Source organism: Micromonospora sp. NPDC048999 (assembly GCF_040649295.1).
Lineage (GTDB): Bacteria > Actinomycetota > Actinomycetes > Mycobacteriales > Micromonosporaceae > Micromonospora.
Genome location: NZ_JBEZFI010000026.1, coordinates 43,646 through 68,696, shown reverse-complemented (window position 1 = coordinate 68,696; position 25,051 = coordinate 43,646). Strand labels below are relative to the sequence as shown.

The following is a 25,051-nucleotide window of genomic DNA, read 5'->3' as shown; positions in this document are numbered from 1 at the left end:
AAACCCTACCGACCGCCCGGCACCCCGGGGCCCCTACTGGTTGATCATGAGGTTGTTGTCGCCCGCCGCGGCGGGTCGCGGCAACAACTTCATGATCAACGCACCTCGTCTAGGGGTGGGGCGGAGCGGGTGGAGCGTTCGGCGGTGCGGACGGCTTCCGCGTAAGCCAGGGTGGTGCGGCGGAGGGCGGCCTCGGGGTCGATGCCAGCCTGCCTTGCGGCGGCGACGGTGGTCAGAAGGCTGGCGCCCAGTCTCGCCTCGGGATCCACCTGGGACTCGGCCAGCGGGGGTGGCACCGCCAGGCCGATCCGACCGGCCCGGTCCAGAATCTTCGCCGCCAGGGCCAGCGCAGGCTGACTCAACGCGATGCCGTCCAGCACCGACTCGCGGGTCTTCTCGGCCCGCTTGATCCGCTCCCAGTTCGCCTCGATCTCCTCGATCGAGGTGGCCTCGGCCCCGGCGAAGACGTGCGGGTTGCGCCGAACCATCTTGTCGACCAGGCCGCCGGCCACGTCGTCGACCGTCCAGCTGCGGCCGTCCGGCAGCTCCTCGGCGAGCCGGGCGTGCAGCAGCACCTGGAGCAGCACGTCGCCCAACTCCTCGCGGAGCGCGTCGGTGTCGTCGGCACTGATCGCGTCGTAGGCCTCGTAGCACTCCTCCAGCAGGAAGCCGGCGAGGCTGCGATGCGTCTGCGCCCGCTTCCACGGGTCACCGCCGGGGGAGGCGAGCCGGTCCATCACCTCGACCGCGTCGAGCAGCCGGGCGCCCGGCGGGTCCCACGAGCCGTACATCAGCTCCAGTTCGGCCAGGCCCGGCTCGCGGGCCAGCCGCAGCCCCAACTCCCGCGCGAGCGCCTCGTCGCCGGTCGGCCCGGCCAGCCAGACCGCCGTGCCGTGGGCCGCCACCGCGTCGAGCAACGCCTGCGTGGCACCCTCGGCCACCAGCGTGACCTCGGCGCCCGCCGCCCGGATCGCGCTGGTCAGCTCGCTCTCCGCGCCGGCCAGCACCGGCGCAGCGCGTACGACCTCCCAGGCGGCTGCGGTAAGCAGGCCGGCCGGCAGTCGCGGCGAGGTGACCAGCAGGACGATCCGGGCGGTCATGCTCAGGAGGCGTCCGGATCGGTCGAATCGGTGGTCTTCGGCTCCGGCGTGGAGATGTCGGTCACCGCGTCGGTGCCGAGCTCGCCCAGCGGCACACTCAGCGCGGCATGCCCGGCCGCGAAGTTGAGCAGCGGAATCTCCAGCGGACGGTACCGGGGATTGATCGTGATCCCGTACCCGGCGAACGCCTCGCGCAGCAGCTTCTTCTGGCCCAGCGCCTCGCGCAGCTGGTCACCGTCGAGCTGGGCGGTGGCGTTCTGGAGGGTCATCTCGGCCGGGATCACCCCGGCTGCCTTGCCGGCGGCGAGCAGATCGGCGAGTTCCTGCTCGGTCGGCGCGACCGGCTCGGCCGGCAGGCTGGTCCGGCAGGTGATCAGCTCGGCCACCCGCTCGGCGTACGCGGTGTCGGCCGGGATGTTGTACTGCGTGGCGACGTCCTCCGCCGTGATCCGCTGCGGCGACTGGTAGCCCTTGTCGGCGGCGAGCCGCTGGCAGACGTCGAGCAGCACCAGGTCGGTGACCACCTCGCTGCGGGCCGGCAGCTGCGGCCCACTCTGCGCGGCCTCCTCGGGGCTGGCGCCCGACTCCTGGCTGGACACGGACAGCTTGTCCCGCAGCTCGTCGAGCAGGCTGGTCACCGCGTTCTCGGTGATGCGGTGATCACCGACGTAGGCGGCGACCCCCGGCTCGGAACGGCAACCGGAGAGGGCGACGAGGCCAGCCGCGACGCTGGCGACGGCGATAAGACGGCGAGCACGCATGACGGCCACTCTCTCATGCCCGCGAAGCCGTTGTGACGTCACCCACCCGCCGACCTGGCTGAGCGCACCACCGCCGAGGCTCAGCGCGGTGCCGACCCGGCCGGCTGGGCCGTCGCCGGCTCGCCGAGCACGTCGGAGAGCAGCTGGGCGCACCACTCCAGCAGCGCCTGGTCGCGCAACGGCTCGCCGCCGACCCGCCGGGTGCTCGGCCGGGGCACGCTGACCTGGTCGAGCGCCTGCTTGTAGACCGAATCCGGGTGGTAACGCTTGAGCCGCAGCTGCTTCGAGTCGGGCAGCGGCAGCGGGCCGAACCGGAGGTGTTTGCCCTGCATCGAGACGTCGCTGAGGCCGTACCGGCGGGCCAGCAGCCGGAACCGGGCCACCGCCACCAGGTTCTGCACCGGCGCGGGCGGCTCGCCGTAGCGGTCGGTCATCTCGGCGACCACCTCGCGCAGCCGCTCCTCGTCGCGGGACTCGGCGAGCTTGCGGTACATCTCCAGGCGCAGTCGCTCCACGCCGACGTAGTCGTGCGGCAGGTTCGCGTCGACCGGAAGGTCCACCTTGACCTCAAGCTCCTCCTCCACCTGCTCGCCCTTGAACGCGGAGACCGCCTCGCCGACCATGCGGACGTAGAGGTCGAAGCCGACGCCCTCGATGTGGCCGGACTGCTCGCCGCCGAGCAGGTTGCCCGCGCCCCGGATCTCCAGGTCCTTCATCGCCACGTACATGCCGGCGCCCAACTCGGTGTGCTGGGCGATGGTGGCCAGCCGCTCGTGCGCGTTCTCGGTCAGCGGCTTGTCGGACGGGTAGAGGAAATACGCGTACGCCCGCTCCCGGCCACGGCCGACCCGGCCCCGGATCTGGTGCAGCTGGGCCAGGCCGAGCAGGTCGGCCCGCTCCACGATCAGCGTGTTGGCGTTGGGGATGTCGATGCCGGACTCCACGATCGTGGTGCAGACCAGTACGTCGAACTCCTTCTCCCAGAAGCCGACCATCACCTTCTCGAGCGCTTCCTCGCCCATCTGGCCGTGCGCCACCGCGACCCGGGCCTCGGGCACCAACTCCCGGATCCGGCGGGCCGCCTTCTCGATCGACTCGACCCGGTTGTGCAGGTAGAAGACCTGCCCGTCGCGGAGCAGCTCGCGGTGAATCGCGGCGGCCACCTGCCGGTCGTCGTACGCCCCGACGGCGGTGAGCACCGGGTGCCGCTCCTCCGGCGGGGTGGCGATGGTGGACATCTCCCGGATGCCGGTGATCGCCATTTCCAGCGTGCGCGGGATCGGGGTGGCCGACATGGCCAGCACGTCGACCGAGGCGCGCAGGGTCTTCAGGTGCTCCTTGTGCTCGACGCCGAAGCGCTGCTCCTCGTCGATGATGACCAGGCCGAGCTGCTTGAACCGGGTGGCCGCCTGGAGCAGTCGGTGGGTGCCGATGACGATGTCGGCGGTGCCGTCGCCGACCATCGCGAGGGTCTGCTCCGCCTCCTTCGGCGTCTGGAACCGGGAGAGCTGCCGGATGGTGATCGGGAACTGACTCATCCGCTCGGCGAAGGTGTTGTAGTGCTGCTGCACCAGCAGTGTGGTGGGCACCAGCACGCCCACCTGCTTGCCGTCCTGCACCGCCTTGAACGCGGCGCGAACCGCGATCTCGGTCTTGCCGTACCCGACGTCGCCGCAGATCAGCCGGTCCATCGGGACGGTCTGCTCCATGTCCCGCTTGACCTCTTCGATCGCGGCGAGCTGGTCCGGCGTCTCCTGCCAGGGGAAGGCATCCTCCAGCTCCCGCTGCCAGGGGCTGTCCGGTGCGAACGAGTGCCCCTTGGACGCCTTGCGGGCGGCGTAGAGCTGGATGAGCTGGGCGGCGATCTCGCGGACCGCCTTACGGGCCCGGGCCTTCGACTTCTGCCAGTCCGAGCCGCCCATCTTGTGCAGGGTGGGCTGCTCGCCGCCGACGTAGCGCGAAAGCTGGTCGAGCTGGTCGGTGGGGACGAAGAGCCGGTCGCCGGGCTGGCCACGCTTGCTCGGGGCGTACTCGATGACCAGGTACTCCCGGCTGGCGCCGTTGACGGTGCGCTGCACCAGCTCGACGTACCGGCCGATGCCGTGCTGCTCGTGCACCACGTGGTCGCCCGCCTTCAGCTCCAGCGGGTCGATGGTGTTGCGCCGCCGGCTGGGCATCTTGCGCATGTCCCGGGTGGAGGTGCCCCGGCCGCCGGTCACGTCCTCGCCGGTGAGCAGCGCGAACCGGGACGCCTCGTCGACGAAGCCGGCGGTCAGGCAGCCGCAGGAGACCAGCAGCTCGCCGGGGGTGGGCGCGGTCGGCACCTCCTCGGTGAGCCGGGCGCCGAGACCGGCGTCGCGGAGCACCTCGACGGCGCGCTGGGCGGGGCCGTGCCCCTCGAAGACCAACGCGATCGACCAGCCCTCGCCGGCCCAGCGCTTGAGGTCGTCGACCAGCCGGGCGGTCTCGCCGTGGTAGAGCGGCGCCGGCTGGGCGGCCAGGGTCACCGCGATCGCGTCGTCCGGGGTGACGTCGACCTCGGTCGGCTCGTCCTCCCACGGCTGCCGGGCCGGCGCGGCCTCCGCTTCGGCCAAGCCGAACGGCGCGAGCGTCCACCAGGGCTGGCGCAGGGCGCGGGCCGCCACGCGTACGTCGGCCAGGGTGCGGAAGGCGGCGGCGCCGAGGTCGACCGGGGCCTGGCCTCCGACGGCGGCCGCAGCCCAGCTGGCCTGGAGAAACTCCTCCGAGGTACGCACCAGGTCGTGCGCCCGGGTGCGGATGCGCTCCGGGTCGCAGAGCACGACGTGGGTGCCGGCCGGCATGCAGTCCAGCAGCAGCTCCATAGAGTCGGGGCCGATCAGCGCCGGGGCGAGCGACTCCATCCCCTCGACCGGAATGCCCTCGGCCAGCTTGTCGAGGATCTCGGCCAACTCCGGGTGCTCCTGCGCGAGCGCGGCGGCCCGCGCGCGCACCGCCGGGGTGAGCAGCAGCTCGCGGCAGGGCGGCGACCAGAGCTGCGGCACCTGCTCGATGGTGCGCTGGTCGGCGACGGCGAAGGTACGGATCTCCTCCACCTCGTCGCCCCAGAACTCGACCCGTGACGGGTGCTCGTCGGTGGGTGGGAAGACGTCGAGAATGCCGCCCCGGACGGCGAACTCGCCCCGCTTGGTGACCAGGTCCACCCGGGCGTACGCCAGGTCGGTGAGCCGGCGGGCGACCGCTTCCAGGTCCGCCTCGTCGCCGGCGGCGAGCTGCACCGGCTCCAGGTCGCCGAGCCCCTTGAGCTGCGGCTGAAGCAGCGACCGGACGGGCGCCACCACCACCCGCAGCGGCCCGGTGCGCCCGTGTGCGTCGCTGGACTGCGGGTGCGCCAGCCGGCGCAGCACGGCCAACCGCCGCCCGACGGTGTCGGACCGGGGCGAGAGCCGCTCGTGCGGCAGCGTCTCCCAGGACGGGAAGACGGCCACCTGCTCCGGCGGCAGCAGGCTGCCCAGCGCGGAGGCGAGATCGTCAGCCTCGCGGGTGGTCGCCGTCACCGCGAGCACGGGACGGCCCGCGCCGCCGGCCGGCTCGTCGGCCGCGACGGCGGCGACCGCGAACGGACGCAGCGCGGCCGGGGCGGTGATGTCGAGGCCGTCGACCTGGGCGGCACCGGAGCGCGCCAGGTCACGCGCCCGGGCCAGCCCGGGGTCGGCCAGGGCGGCGGAGAAGAGTCCGGTGAGCATCTGTGATCACTTCCAGGAAAGCCAACGCACGGCGACAACCCCCACATCCAGCTGGACGGGGGGGCGAACCCACCGAGCCTATCCCGTTACCCCTCAGTGCGCTCTAGCGAGCGCCTGGTTGATATGTCCCGCCTTGCGGTGGGACGGTCCCGGTCTTGCCCGCCTGGGCGGTGCCGGGTTGACGTTTCACGGCCACCGGCCCGCCGGGGCGGGTCTTACGGTCGGCTCCACGTCCTGCCACCGGGCCACTCCCGGCGGTGCTCGCCTCACGCGCGATCGCGGCAAGGTTACGCGCGGCGTTCAGGTCCCGATCGAGGACCAGACCGCAGCAGGTGCAGGTGTAGGTTCGGACACGCAGCGGCAGCTTGGCTTTCACCGCGCCGCAGCCCGAACAGGTTTTGCTGGAGGGGTACCAGCGGTCGGCCAGGATCCGCCGGCCGCCGTTCCATTCGGCCTTGTACTTCACCTGCCGACGGATCTCACCGAAGCCGGCGTCCGCGATGTGTCTGGCCAGGCGCCGGTTGCGGAGCATGCCGGCCACGTTGAGGTCTTCGACCACGATCGTGCCGTACTTGCGCGCGAGTCTGGTGGTGAGCTTGTGCAGGCCGTCGCGGCGCAGGTTCGCCACCCGCGCATGCGCCCGCGCGACATGCCGGCGGGCGCGTTCCCACCGCTTCGACGGCCGCTGCCCGGTGCGCCGGTCCGGGCCGACGCGCCGCGACATCTGCCGGGCCAGGCGGCGCATCCGCTGGGCCGCCTCATCGAGGTGGCGGGGGTTGGGCAGCATCTCGCCGGTGGACAGCACCGCCAAATGGGTGATTCCCACATCGACGCCGACCACCGCCTGCGGGCGCGCCGGACAGCGTTCGGCCCGGTCGATCTCGACGCAGAACGCGACATGCCACCGCCCACCGTCTCGACGCACGCTCGCGGACAGGATCCGGGCCGTGCCCACCTCGACGCGGCGGGCGAGTTTGCGCGTCGACTCGTGGGTCTTCAACCGTCCCAGCCGGGGCAGCACCACATGCTTGCGGTCGGGCTCGACGCGGATCGCGCCGGTGGTAAACCGCACGGACGGTGTCGACCGACGCCGGGACTTGAACCGGGGAAATCCCACACGCCGGCCGGCGCGTTCCCCGGCGCGGGAGTCGGACCAGTTCTTCAAACCGCGTGCCAGGTTGTCCTAGGCCGGTGTTGTACGCCTCCTTGGAACATTCGGCCCACCACGGCGCCACGTCCGGCTTCGCCACATTCCACGCCTTACGCAGCTGGGCGAGGCTCCACCCGACGGCGGGGGTCAGCAACTCATCGGACACGCCGTAGGTGCGTTCCGCGGCACGCTGGTCCATGACCGCCTTCACCCTGGCCAACGCCCAGTTGTATGCGACCCGGGCCGCGCCCGCGTGCGCCAGCACCGCCCGCTCCTGCCACGGGGTCAGGTCCAGGGCGAACCGGTACGCCTGAATCGTCGTCACACCGGCCCGTCCTGCCCGGTGGCGACCTCGACCGCCCGACGCGCCCGATCCGCGGCGGCCCGGCGACCGTGCAGGCGCACGCACAACGAGGTCAAGACCTCCGTGACGTCCCGGACAAGATCGTCGTCGACCTCCGCCGGGTCGACCACCAACAGCCTGCGACCCTGCGCGGCCAGGGCCGCTTCCACGTACTCGACCCCGAAACGGGCGAACCTGTCCCGATGCTCCACCACAATCGTCGTCACCGTGGGATCACGCAGCAGAGCGAGGAACTTCTCGCGATACCCGTCAAGCGCGGACCCGACCTCGGTCACCACCTGCGACACCGGCAGATTCTGACCAGTCACCCACGTGACCACCCGAGCAACCTGCCGATCCAGATCCGCGCGCTGATCAACGGATGAAACCCGGGCGTACACCACCACACGCTCGGCACCAGCCAAGGCAGCAGGTAACGGTTCACCCACCATGATGAGCCGACCTAACCGGTAGGTGGGAACGGGCAACGTCCCAGCCGCGTACTGCCGCCGCGCGGTGACATACGCGACGCCCTGAGACGCCGCCCATTCCTTCAAATTCACCACGCCATCATAGCGCTCCTGCGAGCGTCAAAGACCACTCAACCACGAGCAGTTGTTAACCCCCTCCCGGCCCCCGCTGGGCGCAACTTCCGGAAAGTAGTGGTATCCGGCCGGGCTGGCTGCCACTACTTTCGCGATGTTGCGCGGATCCTGCCGGCGTGGTGCGGTGGGGGGCGTGATCGACGAGTTTCGGGCGCAGTTTGACGCAGAGGTCAGTTTCGCCAACGGTGGCGGGCTGCGGGTCGACGGTTTCCGGCTGGACATCCCGGGCCGGGAGATCTCCGACGAAGATCTTGGCGCGCTGTTCGTCCGGCACCTCGGGCTACTGATGGTCGCCGAGGTGCGGATCGACCACAAGACGATCATCGAGGAACCGCACAAGGGCGGCCGCGGAACCCGCCCAGCCGGCGCGGTTGAGGCGGGCAACCCGGCCGGGGCAGCGCAACGGCGGCTGGTCGAGTTGAGCCACGTGATCACCGACGGGATGATCACGCTGCCCGGCTGGCCGGCGCCCCGGATCACCGACTGGCTGACCCGGGAGGCGTCCCGGGCGAACTACGCTCCGGGCGTCGACTTCCACGTCGGCCGGATCAACATGATCGCCAACACCGGCACGTACCTCGACACCCCCGCCCACCGCTGGGTCGACGGCCCCGATCTCGCCGACGTACCGCTGGACCGGCTCGCCGACCTGCCCGGGCTCGTGGTCCGGGTGCCCGCCGGCACCCGAGCGGTGGACCAGCTGATGCTCGCCCCGTACGACGTGGCCGGGCGGGCGGTGCTGCTGCACACCGGCTGGGACGCGCACTTCGGCACCGACCGGTACGCCGACCCCGACGCGCCCTACCTGACCGGGGACGGTGCCGACTGGCTGGTGGCGGCGGCGGCGACCCTGGTCGGCATCGACTCGATCAACATCGACGACATGACTCCGGCGGCGGCCGGCCAGCGCCCGGCCCACAGCGCCCTGCTCGCCGCCGGCATCCCGATCGTGGAGCACCTGACCGGCCTGGGCGACCTGCCCCCGGAGGGGTTCCGGTTCACTGCCGCGCCGCCGAGGGTGGCCGGCATGGGCACCTTCCCGGTCCGCGCCTTCGCCATCGTCGACGCCTGATCCGTGCGGCTCGGCGGACCGTCAAGCGGCTCGGGCCGAGCCCGGACCAAGCTGGCGTACCAGCCGCTGAGACAGATGGGCCAGCGAACGGGACTGGGCCAGGTCGATCGGCCAGCGGTCGACCTCCGAGCCGGCGGAGAGTTCCAGCAGCAGGCCGGAGGGCGGGGTGGGACCGACGTCCATCCGCCACAGGCCGATCCTGACCTGGATCACCTCGTCGCCCCAAACGGCCGCGCCGATGAGGCGGGACAGGTGCAGGTCGTTCGGGCCGGCGCAGTCCGGGCCCCGCAGGCACCAGGGCGGGTGGGCAGTGTTCGATAAGTTACTCATGGGCCGGGCTCCTTCCCGGTCAAGGCCCGGGGAACGGAGTGCCACCTCCACCCCGGGCCGCCCTACATCTTCGATGCTCAGCCCGGTTGCGAGCCAGGGCGAGTAGACACACTGTATCGCCGCTCGTCGACATTGTCGACAGTGTCGACGTTATAGACGCTGTCGATTTCTGGTGATCTACTTGGCTCTGCGAGCCAGGGAGACACCGTGAGCACACCTAAGTACGAGCAGGTGGCGTCCGCCATCCGCAGCCAGATCAATGCCGGGACGCTGAAGCCCGGCGATCAGCTACCCACGACGCAGGGGCTGATCGAGATGTACGGCGTCTCCTACGGCTCGGTCCGCACCGCACTGCTGATCCTGAAGGCCGAGGGTCTGATCGAAGGCCGGCAGGGCGAGGGCGTGTTCGTGCGCTAACCCCGAACGCGGGGCTTCGGTGGAACATCATGGATGTCAAACCCGTTCGTTGACCTCCATGACGTTCCACTGACGAACAGGATCAGTAGCGCACCGCGATGCGGTGCTCGACGGCATCGACCCGGATCTCTCCGCCGTACGGGATGATCAGCTGCGGGTCGGTGTGGCCGAGGTCGACGTCGAAGACCACCACCGGGTCGTCGGCGTACGGGGCGAGGGCTTTCAGGATCGCCTCGCGCTGCGCCTCGCTCCACTCACGCCGCTGCTCCGGCGTGTGTGGCTTGTCGAAGTCCCACGCCTTCGGGCGGCCGACCACGATCGCCGGGAAGGCGGCGAGCAGCCCACGCTCCCCCATGTTGCGCACGATGCGGAAGACCTCGGTGGCCGACGGCAGTTCGTTCGAGGTCTCGAAGACCAGCACCGACCCGGCCAGTTCCGCCGCCGACGGCACCCGGTCGGTGGCCATCAGCCAGTGCAGGATCTCCAGGCAGCCACCCCAGGTGCGGCCCTGCACGACGGACGCCGGCCCGTACCACCGCCAGCCCTCGCCGGGGAACATCACCGGCTCGTACGCCAACGTCGCCGGGTCCCGCCAGTCGTTCGGCTGGTCGCCCCACTCGGCGGCCGGGGTCAACTCGTACCAGCCGGAGGTGAACAGGGCGGCACGCAGCGAGTCGAAGGTCAGCGGGTGCGGCTTGCCGGACCGGCCGAGGTGCACCAGCACCGACCCGCCGTGGTACGCCACCATCCCCAGCCGGTACAGGTGGTTGAGGATGTTGGTGTTGTCCGAGTAGCCGAAGTACGGCTTCGGGTTGGCCCGCAGCACCTCGTCGTCCAGATACGGGGTGACCGTGACCAGGTCGTCCCCGCCGACGGTGGCGAGTACGGCGGTGATCGTCGGGTCGGCGAAGGCGGCGGTCAGGTCGCGCGCCCGGTCCCGCGGGTCGGCCCCCATCTGCCGGGTGGTCGGATACTCCACCGGCTCCAGCCCGAACTCCTCGCGCAGCCGGCGCAGGCCCAACTCGTACACGTGCGGGAAGAGGCCCGGCAGCCCGGCGGAGGGCGAGACCACGGCGACCCGGTCGCCCGACTTCGGCTTGGCGGGATAGCGCAACGGCGTCATGTCCCGACGCTACCGGCCCCCGCCACCGGGTTATTCGACCGTCTGCCCGACCTCGATCAGATGGCCGTCCGGGTCCCGCAGGTAGCAACGGATCTCCCTACCCCGGTCCTTCGGCGCGGTCAAGAATCGCGCACCCCGGGCGGTCCACTCGTCGTGAACGGCCTGGATGTCGGCCACCCGGATGTTCAAAAAGGCGGTGGTCCGATGCAGGTCGGTCGGCGTCTCCAGCGTCACGTCGGGCTTGTCCTCTGTCGGTCCGCCGCCGACGGCGATGATCACCCAGCTGTTGGCCAGCCGGACCATGGCCGGCTCAGCCTCCCGGACCACCGTGCCGCCGAGGACGTCCCGGTAGAACGCCCTCGACCGGGCGACGTCCGCCGCCACGACGAAGTGGGCGAGCAGGATGCCCTCAGTCGGGTTCGGCAGGTCATCACGAGCCATGCCGCCAGCCTGACACCGGCCGGGGTCCAGCGGTACGAAACGCCGCAATCAGGGACGAGGCACCAGCCGGAACGTTGGCCGCTGGTCCGGCCGGGCCGGTCGCCCAAGGCAGGCCGGTCGCCCGAGGCTGAGCCGACAGGCCCGTCTCAGAGTGTAGATCATCACGCCGTCCCCCTCCTGTCAGGCGACCCGACGCGGATACGATCCAGAGAGTCGGACAGCGCTGTCCTTCGTACTCTCGTAAGGAGCGCACCCGTGACCGACCAGCACGACCACGACGGCCCCGACGCCGCGCTGCGGGCCGACATCCGCCGCCTCGGCACGCTGCTCGGGCAGACCCTCGCCCGGCAGGAGGGCCGACCGCTCCTCGACCTGGTCGAGGAGATCCGCACCCAGGTCCGCTCCGACGCCCCCGCCGCCGCCCAGCGGCTCACCGGGCTCGACGTCACCACCGGCACCAAGCTGGCCCGGGCCTTCTCCACCTACTTCCACCTGGCCAACATCACCGAGCAGGTGCACCGAGCCCGCGACCTGCGCCGCCGCCGGGCGATCCACGGCGGCTGGCTGGACCAGGCGGCCCGGATGATCGCCGAGCGCGGGGTGCCGGCCGAGGAGATCGCCGCGGTGGCCCGGCGGCTCGCGGTACGCCCCGTCTTCACCGCCCACCCGACCGAGGCGGCCCGCCGGTCGATCCTGTCCAAGCTGCGCGCCGTCGCCGACGAGCTGGACGCCGAGACCGCCAACGCCATCCTCTACGGGGCCAGCGACGAGGGCCCGGCCAACCGGCGCCTGGCCGAGCTGCTGGACCTGATGTGGCAGACCGACGAGCTGCGGCTGGACCGGCCCGACCCGACCGACGAGGCCCGCAACGCCATCTACTACCTGCGCGACCTCTACGCCGATGCCGCCCCGCAGGTCCTCGACGATCTCGCGGACACGCTGCGCACCCTGGGCGTGGAGACCTCACCGACCGCCCGCCCGCTGACCTTCGGCACCTGGATCGGCGGCGACCGGGACGGCAACCCCTTCGTCACCCCCGCGGTCACCCGCGAGGTGCTGCGGATCCAGCATGAGCACGGCATCGAGGCCACCGAGAAGGCGATGGACGTGCTCATCCGCGAGGTCTCCGTCTCCCGCCGGCTGCGGGCGGTCTCGCTGGACCTCTCCGCCAGCCTCGCCGCCGACCTGGACGCGCTGCCCGAGGTGGCGCCCCGGTTCCGTCGGGTCAACGCCGAGGAGCCCTACCGGCTCAAGGCGCGCTGCGTGAAGGCGAAGCTGGCCAACACCCGGGAGCGGCTGCGCACCGGCACCGCGCACATGCCGGGGCGGGACTACCGCGGCTCGGCCGAGCTGATCGCCGACCTGGAGCTGCTGCGCGCCTCGCTGGCCCGCAACTCCGGGCAGCTGACCGCGGTGGGCCGGCTCGCCTCGACCATCCGTACGGTTTCCGCGTTCGGGCTGCACCTGGCGACCATGGACGTCCGGGAGCACGCCGAGGCGCACCACGCGGTCCTCGCCCAGCTCTATGCGGCGGTCGGCGAGGTGTCCGACTACCCGTCGCTGAGTCGGCTGGAGCGCACCAAGCTGCTCGCCGACGAGCTGGCCGGCCGCCGACCGCTCTCCACCCTCGACACCCCGCTCACCGAGAACGCGCAGAAGACGTTCGACGTGTTCGGGGCGATCCGCGAGGCGCAGGACCGGTTCGGCACCGAAGTGATCGAGTCGTACATCATCTCGATGACCCTCGGCGTGGACGACGTGCTCGCCGCGGTGGTGCTGGCCCGCGAGGCCGGCCTGATCGACGTGCACAGCGGGCGGGCCCGGATCGGCATCGTGCCGCTGCTGGAGACCCCGGCCGAGCTGAACAGCGGCGGCGAACTGCTGGACGAGCTGCTGTCGCTGCCCGCGTACCGGGCGCTCGTCGCGGCCCGCGGTGACGTGCAGGAGGTGATGCTGGGCTACTCCGACTCCAACAAGGAGGCCGGCATCACCACCAGCCAGTGGTCGATCCACCGGGCGCAGCGCGCGCTGCGCGACGTGGCCGCCCGGCACGGCGTACACCTGCGGCTGTTCCACGGCCGGGGTGGCACGGTGGGCCGGGGCGGCGGCCCCACCCACGACGCGATCCTGGCCCAGCCGTACGGCACGCTGGACGGCGCGATCAAGGTGACCGAGCAGGGCGAGGTCATCTCCGACAAGTACACGCTGCCCGCGCTGGCCCGGGAGAACCTGGAGCTGACCGTCGCGGCGGTGCTCCAGGCGACGCTGCTGCACACCGCGCCCCGACAGCCGGCCGAGATGCTGGAACGCTGGGACGCCACCATGGACGTGGTCTCCGAGGCGGCGTTCCGGTCGTACCGGTCGCTTGTCGAGGACCCGGACCTGCCGGCCTACTTCTGGGCCTCCACGCCGACGGAACTGCTCGGCGCGTTGAACATCGGCTCCCGGCCGGCGAAGCGGCCGAACACCGGCGCCGGCCTGTCCGGGCTGCGGGCCATCCCGTGGGTGTTCGGCTGGACCCAGACCCGGCAGATCGTCCCCGGCTGGTTCGGCGTGGGATCCGGCCTGGCCGCCGCGCGGGCCGCGGGTCGGGCGGACGTGCTCGCCGAGATGCACCGCAACTGGCACTTCTTCCGCACGTTCCTGTCGAACGTGGAGATGATGCTGACCAAGACCGACCTGCACATCGCCCACCGGTACGTGGAGACGCTGGTTCCGGAGAAGCTGCACCCGATCTTCGACCAGATCCGGCAGGAGTACGAGCTGACCAAGCAGGAGGTGCTGGCGGTCACCGCCTCGCCGGCCCTGCTGGACGGCTCGCCCGTCCTGCAGCGGACCCTGGCCGTGCGGGACACCTACCTGGAGCCGCTGCACCACCTCCAGGTGGCGTTGCTGCGCCAGTACCGCGACTCCGGCGCCGCCGGCCGCTCGGTGGCTACCGCGCCCGGCGGACGCCGCGGCCCCAACGACGGTACGGCGCTGGAGCGGGCGCTGCTCACCACGGTGAACGGCATCGCCGCCGGCATGCGCAACACCGGCTGAAGGTAAGGAGGGGCCCCCTGTTAACGCATTTCGCGCATAGCAGGGGGCCCCTGTTAGTACTGGCGCCGGAGGGCGTCAACGGTCACCAGTCGCCGCCACCAAAGTCCCCGCCACCGAAGTCGCCGCCGCCGAAGTCCCCGCCGCCGAAGCCGCCGAAGTCACCGCCGCCGTAGTCACCGCCGCCGCCGGAGTAGTCGCCCTGGTAGTCGGCGAACTGGTTGCCGCCGAAGTCGTTGCCGCCCTGGTCGCCGTAGCCCTGACCGTCGCCGACGCCGTCCTGGAAACCCTCCTGGTAGCCGGACTCGTAGCCGGCCCCGTGGCCGTGGCCCGGGTCGGCGAAGGCGGGCGAGAAGAGCGCGTCGGCGATGAGCATGCCGCCGAGCACACCGGCGCCGGCGCCGAGCGCGGTCTTCCACCACGGCGTCGAGTACCAGCCGGCCGGCACCGGCCGCCCCTGCATGTTGCCGCCCGGGTAGTAGTACGGCGTGCCGTCGCTCGGCTGCGGCCCGGCCCGGAACGTCTGCCCCTGCACGTTGACCTCGCGCTCCTTGGTGAGCATCCCGGCGTTCCGGGCGGCGGCCAACGACGGCAGCTCCGGCCCCGGGTCGATGCCCATCGCGGTCCGCGCCGCCCGGATGTACGCCAGCCCCTCCAGCGCGGTCTCCCGGGCCAGCCCGAGCTGGTGCGGGGTACGCGCCTGCTCCAACTGGGAGCCGGCCGCGTTGTACCGCTCGCCCGCGTCGGCCAGCGCCTGGCGTACGGCCGGGGCGTCGCCGTGCAGGTTCATCAACTGCCCGCCGAGTCGCTCGTACCAGCGCTGCGCCTCGGCCCGGGCGTCGGCCAGCTCGCTGGCTTTCCGGGACCTGTTTCCCCCACGCCAGAACACCAACGCACCTCCAAGCATCAACACCAGGACCAAGCACAGCAGAGATTTCATGACCCGACGGTACCTACGAAGGTCACGTCGCACCCATTTGGCAAGCTGCCGAGGGTGACGACCTTCGCAACGCTGGCCATAGTGATCATCTGTCTCGCCGCAGGCGGCGCGGTGGGCTGGCTGGCCGCGCGGGCCCGGTCGGCGGCCGAGGTCGCCCGGCTGGAGGCGACGCTCGCCGCCACTCGGCAGGGTGAGGGGCGGCTGGAGCAGTCGATGCGGGCGCTCAGCTACGAGGCGACCGCGCAGTCCCAGGAGGCCGTCGCGCGGGCGGTGGCGCCGCTGCACGACACCCTCCGGCGCTACGAGCAGCGCGTCGCCGAGCTGGAACGCGACCGGGTCGACGCGTACGCGGAGCTACGTGAGCAGGTGCGCGCAATGAGCACGGTCTCCGGCGAGCTGCGTACCGAGACCAAGCAACTGGTCGCCGCGCTGCGCGCCCCGCAGGTCCGCGGCCGGTGGGGTGAACACCAGCTCCGCCGGATCGTCGAGGCGGCCGGCCTGCTGGAGCACTGCGACTTCAACGAACAGGTCACCGCCGCCACCGACCACCAGGGGGTACGCCCCGACCTGGTGGTCCGGCTGCACGGCGGCCGGACGGTGGTGGTCGACGCCAAGGCGCCCTTCGACGCGTACCTGACCGCGATGGAGGCGCGCGACGAGCGGGGGCGGGACACCCACCTCGACGCGCACGCGCGGCACCTGCGGGCGCACGTGGACGCGCTGGCGGCCAAGTCCTACTGGGCCGCGTTCGATCAGGCCCCGGAGTTCGTGGTGCTCTTCGTACCGGCCGATCCGTTCCTCGACGTGGCGTTGCAGCGCGACCCGACGCTGCTGGAGCACGCCTTCGCCCGCGACGTGGTGCTGGCCACGCCGGCCACCCTGGTGGCGTTGTTGCGCACGGTGGCCTACTCCTGGCGGCAGGAGGCGCTGGCCCGCAACGCCGCCACCGTGCACACGCTGGCCCGCGAGCTGTACGGGCGGCTGTCCACCCTGGGCGACCACGTCGGCAAGTTGGGCGCGTCGCTGGGCGGGGCGGTGACCGCGTACAACCGGGCGGTCGGCTCGTTGGAGGCGCGGGTGCTGGTCAGCGCCCGCAAGCTGGCCGAGTTGGGCGTCTCCGACGAGGAGCTGGCCGCCCCGGCGCAGGTGGAGGTGGCACCCCGCCAGCCGCAGGCTCCCGAGCTGCGGTCGGGCGACGCCGACCCGGTGTCCACACCGGTCGAATGACCGACAGGCTGACCCACCCGGGGCTTCCAAAGCCCCGCCCCCAACAGGGAGCGGGGCAGCCGGGGGTAACGGGTGGGGGTGGTCAGGCGGGTTTGACGGCCTCTACGACGAAGGGGGTGCCCTGCTGACAGGTGGTCATCAGGTCCGGCTGGGCGTGGCCGGTGACGGTCACCCGGGCACCCGCCTTCAGCACCTGACGCGGGCCGCCGACCAGCAGGTTGCCGTCCAGCAGCAGGCAGTTCGGCTCCACCCCGGCCTGCACGGTGCCGGTGAGCGTGGTGGTGCCGGGCGACGTCGCCGCCGGGCCGGTGGGGGCCGCCGGGTCACTCGAGGTGGCGCTGGGATCGGGGGTCACCGGGCCGCCCGTCGAGTCAGGGCTGGCGCAGGCCGCCAGCGCGACGCAGGCGATCAGGGCGACGAACACCCTCCGAGGAGTCTTCATGAGCGGTTGGACGTGCCGGATGACGAATCCGTTCCGCCGCATCAGCCGCGGACCGCCGCGGCGGCCTTCAGGTCCCGCTTGAGCTCCTGCGGCAGCGAGAAAGTCAACCGTTCGTTGGCGGTGATGATCTCCTCGACGTCGGTGAAGCCCCGCTCCGCCAGGTGCACGAGCACCTCCTGGACCAGTTCGTCGGGCACGCTGGCGCCGGAGGTGACGCCGACCGTGCCGGCATCGGCCAGCCAGGCGTCGTCGATCTCGTGGGCGAAGTCGACCAGGTGCCCGGCGCGGGCGCCCGCGTCCAGGGCCACCTCGACCAGGCGTACGGAGTTGGACGAGTTGCGCGAGCCGACGACGATCACCACGTCGCAGTCCGGGGCGATCTCCTTCACCACGTGCTGCCGATTGGAGGTGGCGTAGCAGATGTCGTCGCTGGGCGGCGACTGGAGCAGCGGCAGGCGCTGCTTGAGCCGCGCCACGGTCTCCAGGGTCTCGTCGACCGAGAGAGTGGTCTGGGAGAGCCAGACAACCTTGTTCGGGTCACGCACGGTGACCTTTTCGACGCCGTCCGGGCCGTCCACGAGCTGGATGTGCGCGGGGGCCTCTCCGGCGGTGCCGATGACCTCCTCGTGTCCCTCGTGGCCGATCAGCAGGATGTCGTAGTCCTCGGCGGCGAACCGGCGGGCCTCGTGATGCACCTTGGTGACCAGCGGGCAGGTCGCGTCGATCGCCTTGAGCGAGCGCGCCTTCGCCTGCTCATAGACCTCGGGGGCCACGCCGTGCGCGGAGAAGATGACGGTGGCGCCCTCCGGCACCTCCTCGTTCTCCTCCACGAAGATCGCGCCCTGGGCCTCCAGGGTCTGCACCACGTGCTTGTTGTGCACGATCTGCTTCCGCACGTAGATCGGGGCACCGTAGAGCTTCAGCGCCTCCTCGACGGTCTGCACCGCCCGATCCACGCCCGCGCAGTAACCGCGGGGCTTGGCCAGGAGCACGCGCTTGCCGGTCCGGGGAGTCGTCTCAGCCTCAGTCACCCAACCATCGTACGTGCCCCGCACCCCCAAGCACCGCCTGCAGCCGGCGGCACCCAGGCCTCCCCCGACCCCGTCGATCATGAGGTTGGCGGCGGTCAGGGAGATCGACATCGCGGTCAACCTCATGATCAACGCGGTCTCGTCGGGGGTGGGCCGTAGGGTGGGCGGGTGGGTGTGGGTGACGGTGGGGTGGAGCGGAGCACGTCGGAGGAGCCGTGGCCGGTTCGGGTGGTCAGCCAGAAGGTGGGGGCGTGGATCGCGCGGCTGGGCTGGGTCTGGGTGGACGGGCAGGTGGCGCAGATCAGCCGCCGACCCGGCGCGACCACGGTCTTTCTCACCCTGCGTGACCCGTCGGCCGATCTCAGCCTGACCGTCACCACCAACCGGGACGTGCTCGACGCGGGCGCGCCGGAGCTGCGTGAGGGCGCCCGGGTGGTGCTGCACGCCAAGCCCGAGTTCTACGCCGCCCGGGGCACGCTCAGCCTGCGCGCCGACGAGATCCGCCAGGTCGGGCTCGGCGAGCTGCTGGCCCGGCTGGAGAAGCTCAAGAAGCTGCTCGCCGCGGAGGGCCTCTTCGACCGGGCCCGCAAGCGCCGGCCGCCGTTCCTGCCCGGGCGGATCGGGCTGATCACCGGCCGTGCGTCGGCCGCCGAGCGGGACGTGCTGACCAACGCCCGGCGGCGCTGGCCGGCGGTGGAGTTCCGCACGGTCAACGTCGCGGTGCAGGGGCCGAGCGCGGTGCCGCAGATCGTCGACGCGCTGAAGGTGCTCGACGCCGACCCGACCGTCGAGGTGATCATCATCGCCCGGGGCGGCGGCGGCCTCGAGGACCTGCTGCCCTTCTCGGACGAGGCGCTCTGCCGGGCGGTGTTCGCCTGCCGTACGCCGGTGGTCAGCGCGATCGGCCACGAGACGGACACGCCCCTGCTGGACTACGTGGCTGACGTGCGCGCGTCGACGCCGACCGACGCGGCGAAGCGCATCGTGCCCGACCTCACCGAGGAGGTACGCCTCATCGGCCAGGCCCGGTCGCGGCTGGAACGGGCGGTCCGCAACCTGGTCGACCGGGAGCAGCACCGCCTCGACCTGCTCCGCTCCCGGCCGGTGCTGGCCCGCCCGCAGGTGATGGTCGACCAGCGGGCCGCCGAAGTGGCCGCGCTGCGCGACCGGGCGGGCCGGTGCCTGGACCACCGGCTCGGCGCCGCCGCCGACGATCTGCGACACACCCTGGCCCGGCTGCGCGCGCTCTCCCCCGCCGCGACCCTCGATCGGGGGTACGCGATCGTCCAGCGCGCCGACGGCCAGGTGGTCCGCGCCGCGGCCGAGGTGGCCAAGGGCGACCCACTGCGGGTACGCCTCGCCGAGGGCGAGCTGACCGCGACGGTCGACGGCTGACGACCCTGCAACCAGGATGGATGGGATGACTGACGAGAAGAAGGACGAGCGGCTCAGCTACGAGCAGGCCCGCGCCGAGCTGGCCACCGTGGTCGAGCGGCTGGAGGCCGGCGGCACCTCGCTGGAGGAGTCGTTGGCACTCTGGGAGCGCGGGGAGCAACTCGCCGAGATCTGCCAGCGCTGGCTGGACGGCGCCCGGGCCCGCATCGACGCCGCCCGCGAGCGCGCCGACGCCTGACCCGGCTCAGTCGAACAGGCCGTAGAGCTCCGGCGGGGCCTCGACGACCTGGTCGGCCGGGGGCTTCTGCGCGGGGGTGGCGTTGCCGTAGTCGGCGTACGTGATTCTGATCTCCTGCGCGGCGCTCTGGCCGGCGGCGGGCACTCGGATCACCAGCTCGCTGAGCCGGCCCTGCGGGTCGACCCGGGCGGTGAACGGCACCGACTTCGCCTGCGCCCCGAGCGCGGTGACCAGCGCCGGGTCGAGCGAGCCGGCCTCGGCCACCTTCGACACGTCGAGCGTGCCCGCGTACGTGCCGTCGCCGGTCTGGCGGACCTCGGTGATGCCCCGGGTCAGCACGGCGCTGCCGGCCGGGTCGACCTTGTCGAAGTCGAAGCCCAGCGCCCGGTTGCCGTTGATCCGGCTCTGGTCCAGGTGCTGGTACTTGCCGAGGTTGAGCTGGCGCACCGCGGGGAGGCTGTCGGCAGCCCGGCCACCCAGCTCCAGCTTCACCCAGCTGTCCGGCCGGTAGTGGATCAGGTCCAGTTTCATCATCAGGTCCGACGACGGGTCGCCGATCGTCATCCGCAGCTCCGCGCTCTGGCTCGGCTCGTGCACCCGCCCCTCGACGCTCGAGCCCGCGCCGGACATGGTGAACCGGAAGTTCCCGTCGCGGATCGCGTTGGTGGAGTTGAGCAGGGCCTGCCTGGCGTCGTCGGTGTCCGGCGTACCACTCGGCGCGATGCCGCCCGAGGCGGTTGGGGTCGTCGCGGAGGCGGTTGGGGTCGCGGAGGCCTCCGTCGGGCCGGCCGCGTTGTCGTCGCAGGCGGCCAGGCCGGGGATGAGCAGCGCCGCGGCGAAGGCCGCCGCGCTGAAGCGTCGAATCTTCACGTGAACCACTCCAGGGGGTCGTCCGGCCCACAAGAGGCGCCGGGTGGGGCTCGTGCCCTGCTTTGTTCCCTGAAGCGGCGTTCCGCAATCTGGTTGGTGCCGAAGGAAGCGTCGGGTGGGGACAGCCGAAACAGCCGTCCCCACCCGCACCGGATCAGTCCTTGAACATCTCGTAGACCTGGTCGGACGCCTCGACGACCTGGGCGGCCGGCGGCGCCTGGACGGCGGTGGCGGCACCATAGTCGTACGTGACGGTCAGGGTCTGCGCCTCGGCGCCGCCGGCGGCGGGAATCTGGACGGCGAACTCGGTCAGCCGGCCCTGCGCGTCGACCTTCGCGGTAAACGGCACGGCACTGGCCTGGTCGCCGAGGGCCTTGATGGTGTCGGCGTCGAGCAGATCGGCGTCGGTCGCCTTGGTGGCGTCGATCGTGCCCTCGTACGTGCCCTCACCGGCCTGCTTGACGTCGACGATCGCCTTGATCATCTTCTCGGCGCCCGCCGGGTCGACATCGGCGAAGTCGAAGCTGAGCTCCTTCGCGGTGCCCTTGAGCTTGCTCCGGTCCAGGTGCTGGTACTTGCCCTTCATCTCCTTGAAGCCCGGAACGACGTCGGCCATCGGCCCAGCGAGCTCCAGCTTGACCCAGCTGTCGTCGTCGATGAACACCAGGTGCATGGTCATCGACAGCTCGTCGCTGGCGGTCTCCACCTTCACCTCGGCGCTCTTGGACGGCAGGTGCACGGTGCCACCGCCGTTGATCTCGCCGCCCTTGATGGTGAAGGTGAAGTTGCCCTTCTGGAGCTCCCCGGTGGAAGCGACCAGCGCCTCCTTCGGGTCCGCCGGCTTCTCCGAGGCGGCCGACGTGCTGGCGGCGGTCGGCGAGTCGGCCTCGTCCTTGCAGGCGGCCAGACCGGGGACGAACAGGGCAGCGGCGAGGATGCCGGCGCTCCACCGTCGAATGTTCACGTTTTTTACCTTTTTTTCCGTTGCTGTCCGGACACGTTACACGCGCCCTCGGGCCGGGGCAGCCTAGCGGACCGGCCTGACTATTCGGGCCTTCGGGAGTTAACCGGCTCAGCGCAGCGCGGTGGCCAGCTGGCGCAACTCGTCCTCCCGGGCGTCACCGATCACGATCACCGTGCGGTTCGGCTCCAGCAGGACGAGAGCCTGCTCGTTGCTCCGGGCGGTGTACCGCTGCCAGCTCCCGCCGGGCAGGTCGGCCGGGCCCTGCGGCCGGCCACCGGCCAGCTCGGCCGGCAGCAGCTTGTCGGCGGGCACGTTGCTCTCCACGAGCTGCGCCCCGCGCCCGTCCGGGGTCAGGTAGCCGATCCGCAGCGTCGCGCCGCCCTCCTCGGCCCGGTAGCGGGCGCTCACCGTACGCCAGTCCGAGCCCAACCCATCCGGGTGGCTGACCGGGAAGGCGCCCGCCGACCGGGCCAGCTCGACCGCGGGTGCCGGGTCGACGATGGTCGGCTGCTCGCCGTTGAGGAAGCCCCGGTAGAAGGCGAACAGCAGGGCGATCGGGACCAGCAGCACCAGCAGCGACAGCGCCATGTCCTTCGGCGAGCGCTCGGAGCGCGCCCGGGCGCTGCGGGCGGGCGACGCCGGCCGGTCGCCGGAGATGGCCGGGTGGCCGTCGGTCGGGGTGGCGTCGGTCGGTACGCGGTCGGCAGGCTGTACGGCTTCCACCTGCCCATTGTCGCAGCCGTCCAGGTGACCCGACCCGGGCCTCCTCCGCCCCGCCCCGGCGCGGGAGCTGTCATCGTGTGAGGATCAACGGCGAAGCCGGCGGCGGCGATGCCGCATCCCGCCGGTCCACCCCGCAACGTCGCGAGGAGGAGCCGCCATGACAACCACCACGACGCGGACGCCCCAGAACCTAGACCGCAACCTCGCCCTCGACCTGGTCCGGGTCACCGAGGCGGCGGCGATGGCCGCCGGCCGCTGGGTCGGCCGGGGCGACAAGGAGGGCGGCGACGGGGCCGCCGTCGACGCCATGCGCAAGCTGATCAACTCGATCCCGATGCGGGGTGTCGTGGTGATCGGCGAGGGCGAGAAGGACAACGCCCCGATGCTCTTCAACGGCGAGGAGGTCGGTGACGGGACCGGTCCCGAGGTGGACGTGGCGGTCGACCCGATCGACGGCACCACGCTGATGAGCAAGGGCATGCCGAACGCGCTCGCGGTCCTCGCGGTGGCCGAGCGCGGCGCGATGTTCGACCCGAGCGCCGTCTTCTACATGGAGAAGCTCGCCGTCGGCCCGATGTACGCCGACGTGGTCGACATCAATGCCGGGGTGGCTGAGAACATCCGGCGGATCGCCAAGGTCAAGGAAAGTGACGTCGCCGAGGTGACGGTCTGCGTGCTGGACCGGCCCCGGCACGACGACCTGGTGAAGCAGATCCGGCGTACCGGGGCGGGCATCCGGCTCATCTCCGACGGCGACATCGCCGGCGCCATCGCGGCAGCCCGCGGCGAGTCGGACGTCGACGTGCTGATGGGCATCGGCGGCACCCCGGAGGGCATCATCTCCGCCTGTGCCCTGAAGTGCATGGGCGGCATGATGCAGGCCAAGCTCTGGCCGAAGGACGCGCAGGAGCGGGAGAAGGCGCTCGACGCCGGGCACGACCTGGACCAGGTGCTGTTCACCGACGACCTGGTCACCGGGGACAACTGCTTCTTCGTAGCCACCGGCGTCACCTCCGGCGACCTGCTGCGCGGTGTGCGCTACCGGGCCGGCGGGGCGTACACCCAGTCGATCGTTATGCGCTCCAAGAGCGGCACGATCCGGGTGATCGACTCGTACCACCGGCTGGAGAAGCTCGCCCTCTACTCGGCGGTCGACTTCGACGGACGCCCCCTGGCCGAGCAGGAATGACCGCAACCGCGACGGCGGCACCCCCCACGCTGCCGACCGGGCGGCGGGTCGCCGGCGTCGGGCTGGCCACCGCCTCCGGGGTCGCGGTGGCCGTGCAGTCCCGGATCAACGGTGAACTCGGCGTACGGCTGGCCGACGGGATCGCCGCCGCGGTGGTCTCGTTCGGCCTGGGCCTGCTGGTGCTGCTGGTGCTGGTCCCCGCCACCCCGGGCGGCCGGCGGGGACTGGCGGCCCTCCGGGCGGCCCTGCGGCAGGGCTCGCTGCGGCCGTGGCAGTGCCTCGGCGGGGTGTGCGGCGCCCTCCTGGTCGCCACCCAGGGGCTGACCATCGGCACGCTGGGGGTGGCCGTGTTCACCGTCGCGGTGGTGGCCGGGCAGTCCGGCAGCAGCCTCCTGGTCGACCGGGCCGGCATCGGCCCGACCGGTCGGCAGCCGGTCACCGCGTACCGGCTGGTCGGTGCGGTGCTCACCGTGCTGGCCGTGCTGCTGGCGGTGAGTGACCGGCTGGGCGATCCGCGCGCCCTGGTGCTGGCCCTGCTGCCGCTGCTGGCCGGGGTGGGCATCGCCTGGCAACAGGCGGTCAACGGCCGGGTGCGGGGGGCCTCGGGCAGCGCCCTGACCGCCACCCTGGTCAACTTCGCCGTCGGCACGACGGCGCTGCTCGCCACCCTCGCGGTGGACATGGCGGTCCGGGGCCGTCCGGCCGGCGGTTTCCCGAGCGAGCCGTGGCTCTATCTGGGTGGCCCGATCGGCATCCTGTTCATCGCGCTGGCCGCCGCGATCGTCCGCTTCACCGGGGTGCTGCTGCTCGGCCTGGCCACCATCGCCGGGCAGATCGTCGGGGCCGTCCTGCTGGACGTGCTGCTGCCGACCGCCGCGTCCCACCCCGGCCCGACCACCCTGCTCGGCGCGGTGCTGACCCTGCTCGCCGTCCTCATCGCCGCGCTCGGCCCGGCGCGACGCCGCTGACTCCTCACGGGCGCAGGCCGGCCACCGTCTCCTTGATTGCCCGCTCCAGCGGGGTCGGCTCGATTTCGAGGGTGGCGGTGGCGGCCGTGGAGTCCATCACGAACGGCCGGTCGAACTGGTGGGCGGTCTCCCGCAGCTCGCGGGCCATCGGGTTGGCGAGGCCGCCGAGCCAGAGCACCGGATAGGGCATCCGGGTCAGCTTCGGCGCCGGCGCGCCGACCAGGGCCGCCGCGCGGGCGGCCAGGTCCCGCATCGGCACGGCCGGCGCGCTGGGCACGTGCCAGGCCCGCCCCCAGGCCCGCTCGTCTGTCGCGGCGGCGACCAGGGTACGCGCGACATCCGGGATGTACGTCCAGGTGTGCGGGGCGTCCCAGTCCACCGGCAGGAAGACCCGCCGCCCGGCGAGCACCCGGGGCAGCACCATCATCGCCAGCGAGGTGCCGCCGACGCCGAAGTAGTCGGAGCCGCGTACCTCGCTGATCCGGGCACGGTCGGCGCGGTGCGCGGCCAGCGCGTCGGCCCACATCCGGTTCCGCACCCGCCCCTTGGTGCCGGTCGCGGCCAGCGGGGCCGCCTCGGTCATCGGGGCGTCAACCGGCCCGTACCCGTAGAGGTTGCCCACGGTCGCGAGCACCGCGCCGGTCCGCTCGGCGGCGGTGAGCAGCGCGGCGGCCAGCGGCGGCCAGTCGATCGGCCACCGGTGGTAGGCCGGGTTGGCGCAGTTGTACAGGGCGACCGCGCCCTCGGTCAGCTCGGTCAGCCGGGCGGCGTCGGCGGCGTCGGCGGCGATCCGTTCGACGGCGGGGTGGTCGGGGCCGGTGCCGCGGCGGGTCACCACTCGTACCCGGTCACCGCGCTCGGCGAGGAGGCGGGCGGTGGCGTTGCCGACGGGTCCGGCGCCGACGATCACATGCAGGGCCATGGGAAGCCATCCTTCGAAGCGGGGTTCCATTTCGAG

23 protein-coding genes are annotated in these 25,051 nt (G+C 72.0%); 8 read left to right on the top strand and 15 right to left on the bottom strand.

Annotated features, from left to right (window positions below; all coding sequences use genetic code 11):
* Positions 1 to 95: 95 nt before the first annotated feature.
* The 5 genes from AB0C02_RS23315 to AB0C02_RS23295 all read right to left on the bottom strand — a co-directional run bounded on the left by AB0C02_RS23315 (position 96) and on the right by AB0C02_RS23295 (position 7,642).
* The gene (locus AB0C02_RS23315) at positions 96 to 1,100 is read right to left on the bottom strand and encodes a nucleoside triphosphate pyrophosphohydrolase (protein WP_357550902.1); all 1,005 of its coding nucleotides are present in this window, start codon (positions 1,098 to 1,100) and stop codon (positions 96 to 98) included.
* Between the two features lie 2 nt (positions 1,101 to 1,102).
* Positions 1,103 to 1,861, bottom strand: a complete 759-nt coding sequence (locus AB0C02_RS23310) for a hypothetical protein (RefSeq protein ID WP_357550901.1) — start codon at positions 1,859 to 1,861, stop codon at positions 1,103 to 1,105.
* Positions 1,862 to 1,941: 80 nt separating this feature from the next.
* The gene (mfd, locus tag AB0C02_RS23305; RefSeq protein ID WP_357550900.1) at positions 1,942 to 5,586 is read right to left on the bottom strand and encodes a transcription-repair coupling factor; all 3,645 of its coding nucleotides are present in this window, start codon (positions 5,584 to 5,586) and stop codon (positions 1,942 to 1,944) included.
* 103 nt (positions 5,587 to 5,689) lie between these two features.
* Entirely contained in the window at positions 5,690 to 6,751 is a 1,062-nt protein-coding gene (tnpB, locus tag AB0C02_RS23300; protein WP_357550899.1) for an IS607 family element RNA-guided endonuclease TnpB, read from the bottom strand.
* Between the two features lie 306 nt (positions 6,752 to 7,057).
* The gene (locus AB0C02_RS23295) at positions 7,058 to 7,642 is read right to left on the bottom strand and encodes an IS607 family transposase (protein WP_357550924.1); all 585 of its coding nucleotides are present in this window, start codon (positions 7,640 to 7,642) and stop codon (positions 7,058 to 7,060) included.
* Positions 7,643 to 7,817: 175 nt separating this feature from the next.
* Here AB0C02_RS23295 and AB0C02_RS23290 point away from each other — a divergent pair, with 175 nt between their 5' ends.
* On the top strand, positions 7,818 to 8,756 hold the full coding sequence (locus AB0C02_RS23290; RefSeq protein WP_357550898.1) for a cyclase family protein: 939 nt from the start codon (positions 7,818 to 7,820) through the stop codon (positions 8,754 to 8,756).
* 21 nt (positions 8,757 to 8,777) lie between these two features.
* Here AB0C02_RS23290 and AB0C02_RS23285 read toward each other — a convergent pair whose 3' ends face one another.
* Positions 8,778 to 9,086 (bottom strand): hypothetical protein, encoded by a 309-nt coding sequence (locus AB0C02_RS23285; protein WP_357550897.1) that lies wholly within the window; start codon positions 9,084 to 9,086, stop codon positions 8,778 to 8,780.
* A 207-nt stretch (positions 9,087 to 9,293) separates the two neighbouring features.
* On the opposite strand from AB0C02_RS23285, the gene AB0C02_RS23280 reads away from it, so the two are divergent.
* Positions 9,294 to 9,503, top strand: a complete 210-nt coding sequence (locus tag AB0C02_RS23280) for a winged helix-turn-helix domain-containing protein (protein WP_357550896.1) — start codon at positions 9,294 to 9,296, stop codon at positions 9,501 to 9,503.
* Between the two features lie 82 nt (positions 9,504 to 9,585).
* On the opposite strand, the gene AB0C02_RS23275 is transcribed toward AB0C02_RS23280, so the two are convergent.
* Positions 9,586 to 10,626, bottom strand: a complete 1,041-nt coding sequence (locus AB0C02_RS23275; RefSeq protein WP_357550895.1) for a S66 peptidase family protein — start codon at positions 10,624 to 10,626, stop codon at positions 9,586 to 9,588.
* 30 nt (positions 10,627 to 10,656) lie between these two features.
* The gene (locus tag AB0C02_RS23270; RefSeq protein WP_357550894.1) at positions 10,657 to 11,067 is read right to left on the bottom strand and encodes a VOC family protein; all 411 of its coding nucleotides are present in this window, start codon (positions 11,065 to 11,067) and stop codon (positions 10,657 to 10,659) included.
* A gap of 255 nt (positions 11,068 to 11,322) precedes the next feature.
* On the opposite strand from AB0C02_RS23270, the gene ppc reads away from it, so the two are divergent.
* Positions 11,323 to 14,109: a phosphoenolpyruvate carboxylase gene (ppc, locus tag AB0C02_RS23265; protein WP_357550893.1), complete on the top strand. Its 2,787-nt coding sequence runs from the start codon at positions 11,323 to 11,325 to the stop codon at positions 14,107 to 14,109.
* Between the two features lie 82 nt (positions 14,110 to 14,191).
* On the opposite strand, the gene AB0C02_RS23260 is transcribed toward ppc, so the two are convergent.
* Positions 14,192 to 15,046 (bottom strand): hypothetical protein, encoded by an 855-nt coding sequence (locus AB0C02_RS23260; protein ID WP_357550892.1) that lies wholly within the window; start codon positions 15,044 to 15,046, stop codon positions 14,192 to 14,194.
* A 54-nt stretch (positions 15,047 to 15,100) separates the two neighbouring features.
* Here AB0C02_RS23260 and AB0C02_RS23255 point away from each other — a divergent pair, with 54 nt between their 5' ends.
* Positions 15,101 to 16,273 (top strand): DNA recombination protein RmuC, encoded by a 1,173-nt coding sequence (locus tag AB0C02_RS23255; RefSeq protein WP_357550891.1) that lies wholly within the window; start codon positions 15,101 to 15,103, stop codon positions 16,271 to 16,273.
* 82 nt (positions 16,274 to 16,355) lie between these two features.
* Here the strand turns inward: AB0C02_RS23255 and AB0C02_RS23250 are convergent, their stop codons facing one another.
* Positions 16,356 to 16,715, bottom strand: a complete 360-nt coding sequence (locus tag AB0C02_RS23250; protein WP_357550890.1) for a hypothetical protein — start codon at positions 16,713 to 16,715, stop codon at positions 16,356 to 16,358.
* A gap of 41 nt (positions 16,716 to 16,756) precedes the next feature.
* Complete coding sequence (locus AB0C02_RS23245; RefSeq protein ID WP_357550889.1) at positions 16,757 to 17,746, bottom strand: 4-hydroxy-3-methylbut-2-enyl diphosphate reductase; 990 nt, start codon at positions 17,744 to 17,746, stop codon at positions 16,757 to 16,759.
* 168 nt (positions 17,747 to 17,914) lie between these two features.
* Between AB0C02_RS23245 and xseA the strand changes: the two genes are divergently transcribed.
* On the top strand, positions 17,915 to 19,141 hold the full coding sequence (xseA, locus tag AB0C02_RS23240; protein WP_357550888.1) for an exodeoxyribonuclease VII large subunit: 1,227 nt from the start codon (positions 17,915 to 17,917) through the stop codon (positions 19,139 to 19,141).
* Positions 19,142 to 19,166: 25 nt separating this feature from the next.
* The gene (locus tag AB0C02_RS23235; RefSeq protein ID WP_357550887.1) at positions 19,167 to 19,379 is read left to right on the top strand and encodes an exodeoxyribonuclease VII small subunit; all 213 of its coding nucleotides are present in this window, start codon (positions 19,167 to 19,169) and stop codon (positions 19,377 to 19,379) included.
* A 6-nt stretch (positions 19,380 to 19,385) separates the two neighbouring features.
* Here AB0C02_RS23235 and AB0C02_RS23230 read toward each other — a convergent pair whose 3' ends face one another.
* The 3 genes from AB0C02_RS23230 to AB0C02_RS23220 form a co-directional block, all read right to left on the bottom strand.
* The gene (locus tag AB0C02_RS23230) at positions 19,386 to 20,249 is read right to left on the bottom strand and encodes a hypothetical protein (protein WP_357550886.1); all 864 of its coding nucleotides are present in this window, start codon (positions 20,247 to 20,249) and stop codon (positions 19,386 to 19,388) included.
* Positions 20,250 to 20,403: 154 nt separating this feature from the next.
* Complete coding sequence (locus AB0C02_RS23225; RefSeq protein WP_357550885.1) at positions 20,404 to 21,213, bottom strand: hypothetical protein; 810 nt, start codon at positions 21,211 to 21,213, stop codon at positions 20,404 to 20,406.
* Positions 21,214 to 21,321: 108 nt separating this feature from the next.
* A complete protein-coding gene (locus AB0C02_RS23220; protein ID WP_357550883.1) occupies positions 21,322 to 21,936 on the bottom strand; it encodes a DUF4245 domain-containing protein in 615 nt (204 codons plus the stop codon).
* A 157-nt stretch (positions 21,937 to 22,093) separates the two neighbouring features.
* On the opposite strand from AB0C02_RS23220, the gene glpX reads away from it, so the two are divergent.
* Positions 22,094 to 23,125, top strand: coding sequence for a class II fructose-bisphosphatase (glpX, locus tag AB0C02_RS23215; protein WP_357550881.1), 1,032 nt, complete (start codon positions 22,094 to 22,096; stop codon positions 23,123 to 23,125).
* Positions 23,122 to 24,093, top strand: a complete 972-nt coding sequence (locus AB0C02_RS23210; RefSeq protein WP_357550878.1) for a DMT family transporter — start codon at positions 23,122 to 23,124, stop codon at positions 24,091 to 24,093. The genes glpX and AB0C02_RS23210 overlap by 4 nt, the downstream gene beginning before the upstream one ends.
* Positions 24,094 to 24,097: 4 nt before the next feature.
* Here AB0C02_RS23210 and AB0C02_RS23205 read toward each other — a convergent pair whose 3' ends face one another.
* Complete coding sequence (locus AB0C02_RS23205; RefSeq protein WP_357550876.1) at positions 24,098 to 25,015, bottom strand: NAD-dependent epimerase/dehydratase family protein; 918 nt, start codon at positions 25,013 to 25,015, stop codon at positions 24,098 to 24,100.
* Positions 25,016 to 25,051 lie beyond the last annotated feature (36 nt).

What these genes read in the sequence shown, in the direction of transcription:
- AB0C02_RS23275 (WP_357550895.1), bottom strand. Translation starts at nt 10,626, where the DNA reads ATGACGCCGTTGCGCTATCCCGCCAAGCCGAAGTCGGGCGACCGGGTC.
- AB0C02_RS23235 (WP_357550887.1), top strand. Translation starts at nt 19,167, where the DNA reads ATGACTGACGAGAAGAAGGACGAGCGGCTCAGCTACGAGCAGGCCCGC.
- AB0C02_RS23310 (WP_357550901.1), bottom strand. Translation starts at nt 1,861, where the DNA reads ATGCGTGCTCGCCGTCTTATCGCCGTCGCCAGCGTCGCGGCTGGCCTC.
- AB0C02_RS23205 (WP_357550876.1), bottom strand. Translation starts at nt 25,015, where the DNA reads ATGGCCCTGCATGTGATCGTCGGCGCCGGACCCGTCGGCAACGCCACC.
- AB0C02_RS23250 (WP_357550890.1), bottom strand. Translation starts at nt 16,715, where the DNA reads ATGAAGACTCCTCGGAGGGTGTTCGTCGCCCTGATCGCCTGCGTCGCG.
- AB0C02_RS23285 (WP_357550897.1), bottom strand. Translation starts at nt 9,086, where the DNA reads ATGAGTAACTTATCGAACACTGCCCACCCGCCCTGGTGCCTGCGGGGC.
- AB0C02_RS23315 (WP_357550902.1), bottom strand. Translation starts at nt 1,100, where the DNA reads ATGACCGCCCGGATCGTCCTGCTGGTCACCTCGCCGCGACTGCCGGCC.
- AB0C02_RS23210 (WP_357550878.1), top strand. Translation starts at nt 23,122, where the DNA reads ATGACCGCAACCGCGACGGCGGCACCCCCCACGCTGCCGACCGGGCGG.
- glpX (WP_357550881.1), top strand. Translation starts at nt 22,094, where the DNA reads ATGACAACCACCACGACGCGGACGCCCCAGAACCTAGACCGCAACCTC.
- AB0C02_RS23270 (WP_357550894.1), bottom strand. Translation starts at nt 11,067, where the DNA reads ATGGCTCGTGATGACCTGCCGAACCCGACTGAGGGCATCCTGCTCGCC.
- AB0C02_RS23260 (WP_357550892.1), bottom strand. Translation starts at nt 15,046, where the DNA reads ATGAAATCTCTGCTGTGCTTGGTCCTGGTGTTGATGCTTGGAGGTGCG.
- mfd (WP_357550900.1), bottom strand. Translation starts at nt 5,586, where the DNA reads ATGCTCACCGGACTCTTCTCCGCCGCCCTGGCCGACCCCGGGCTGGCC.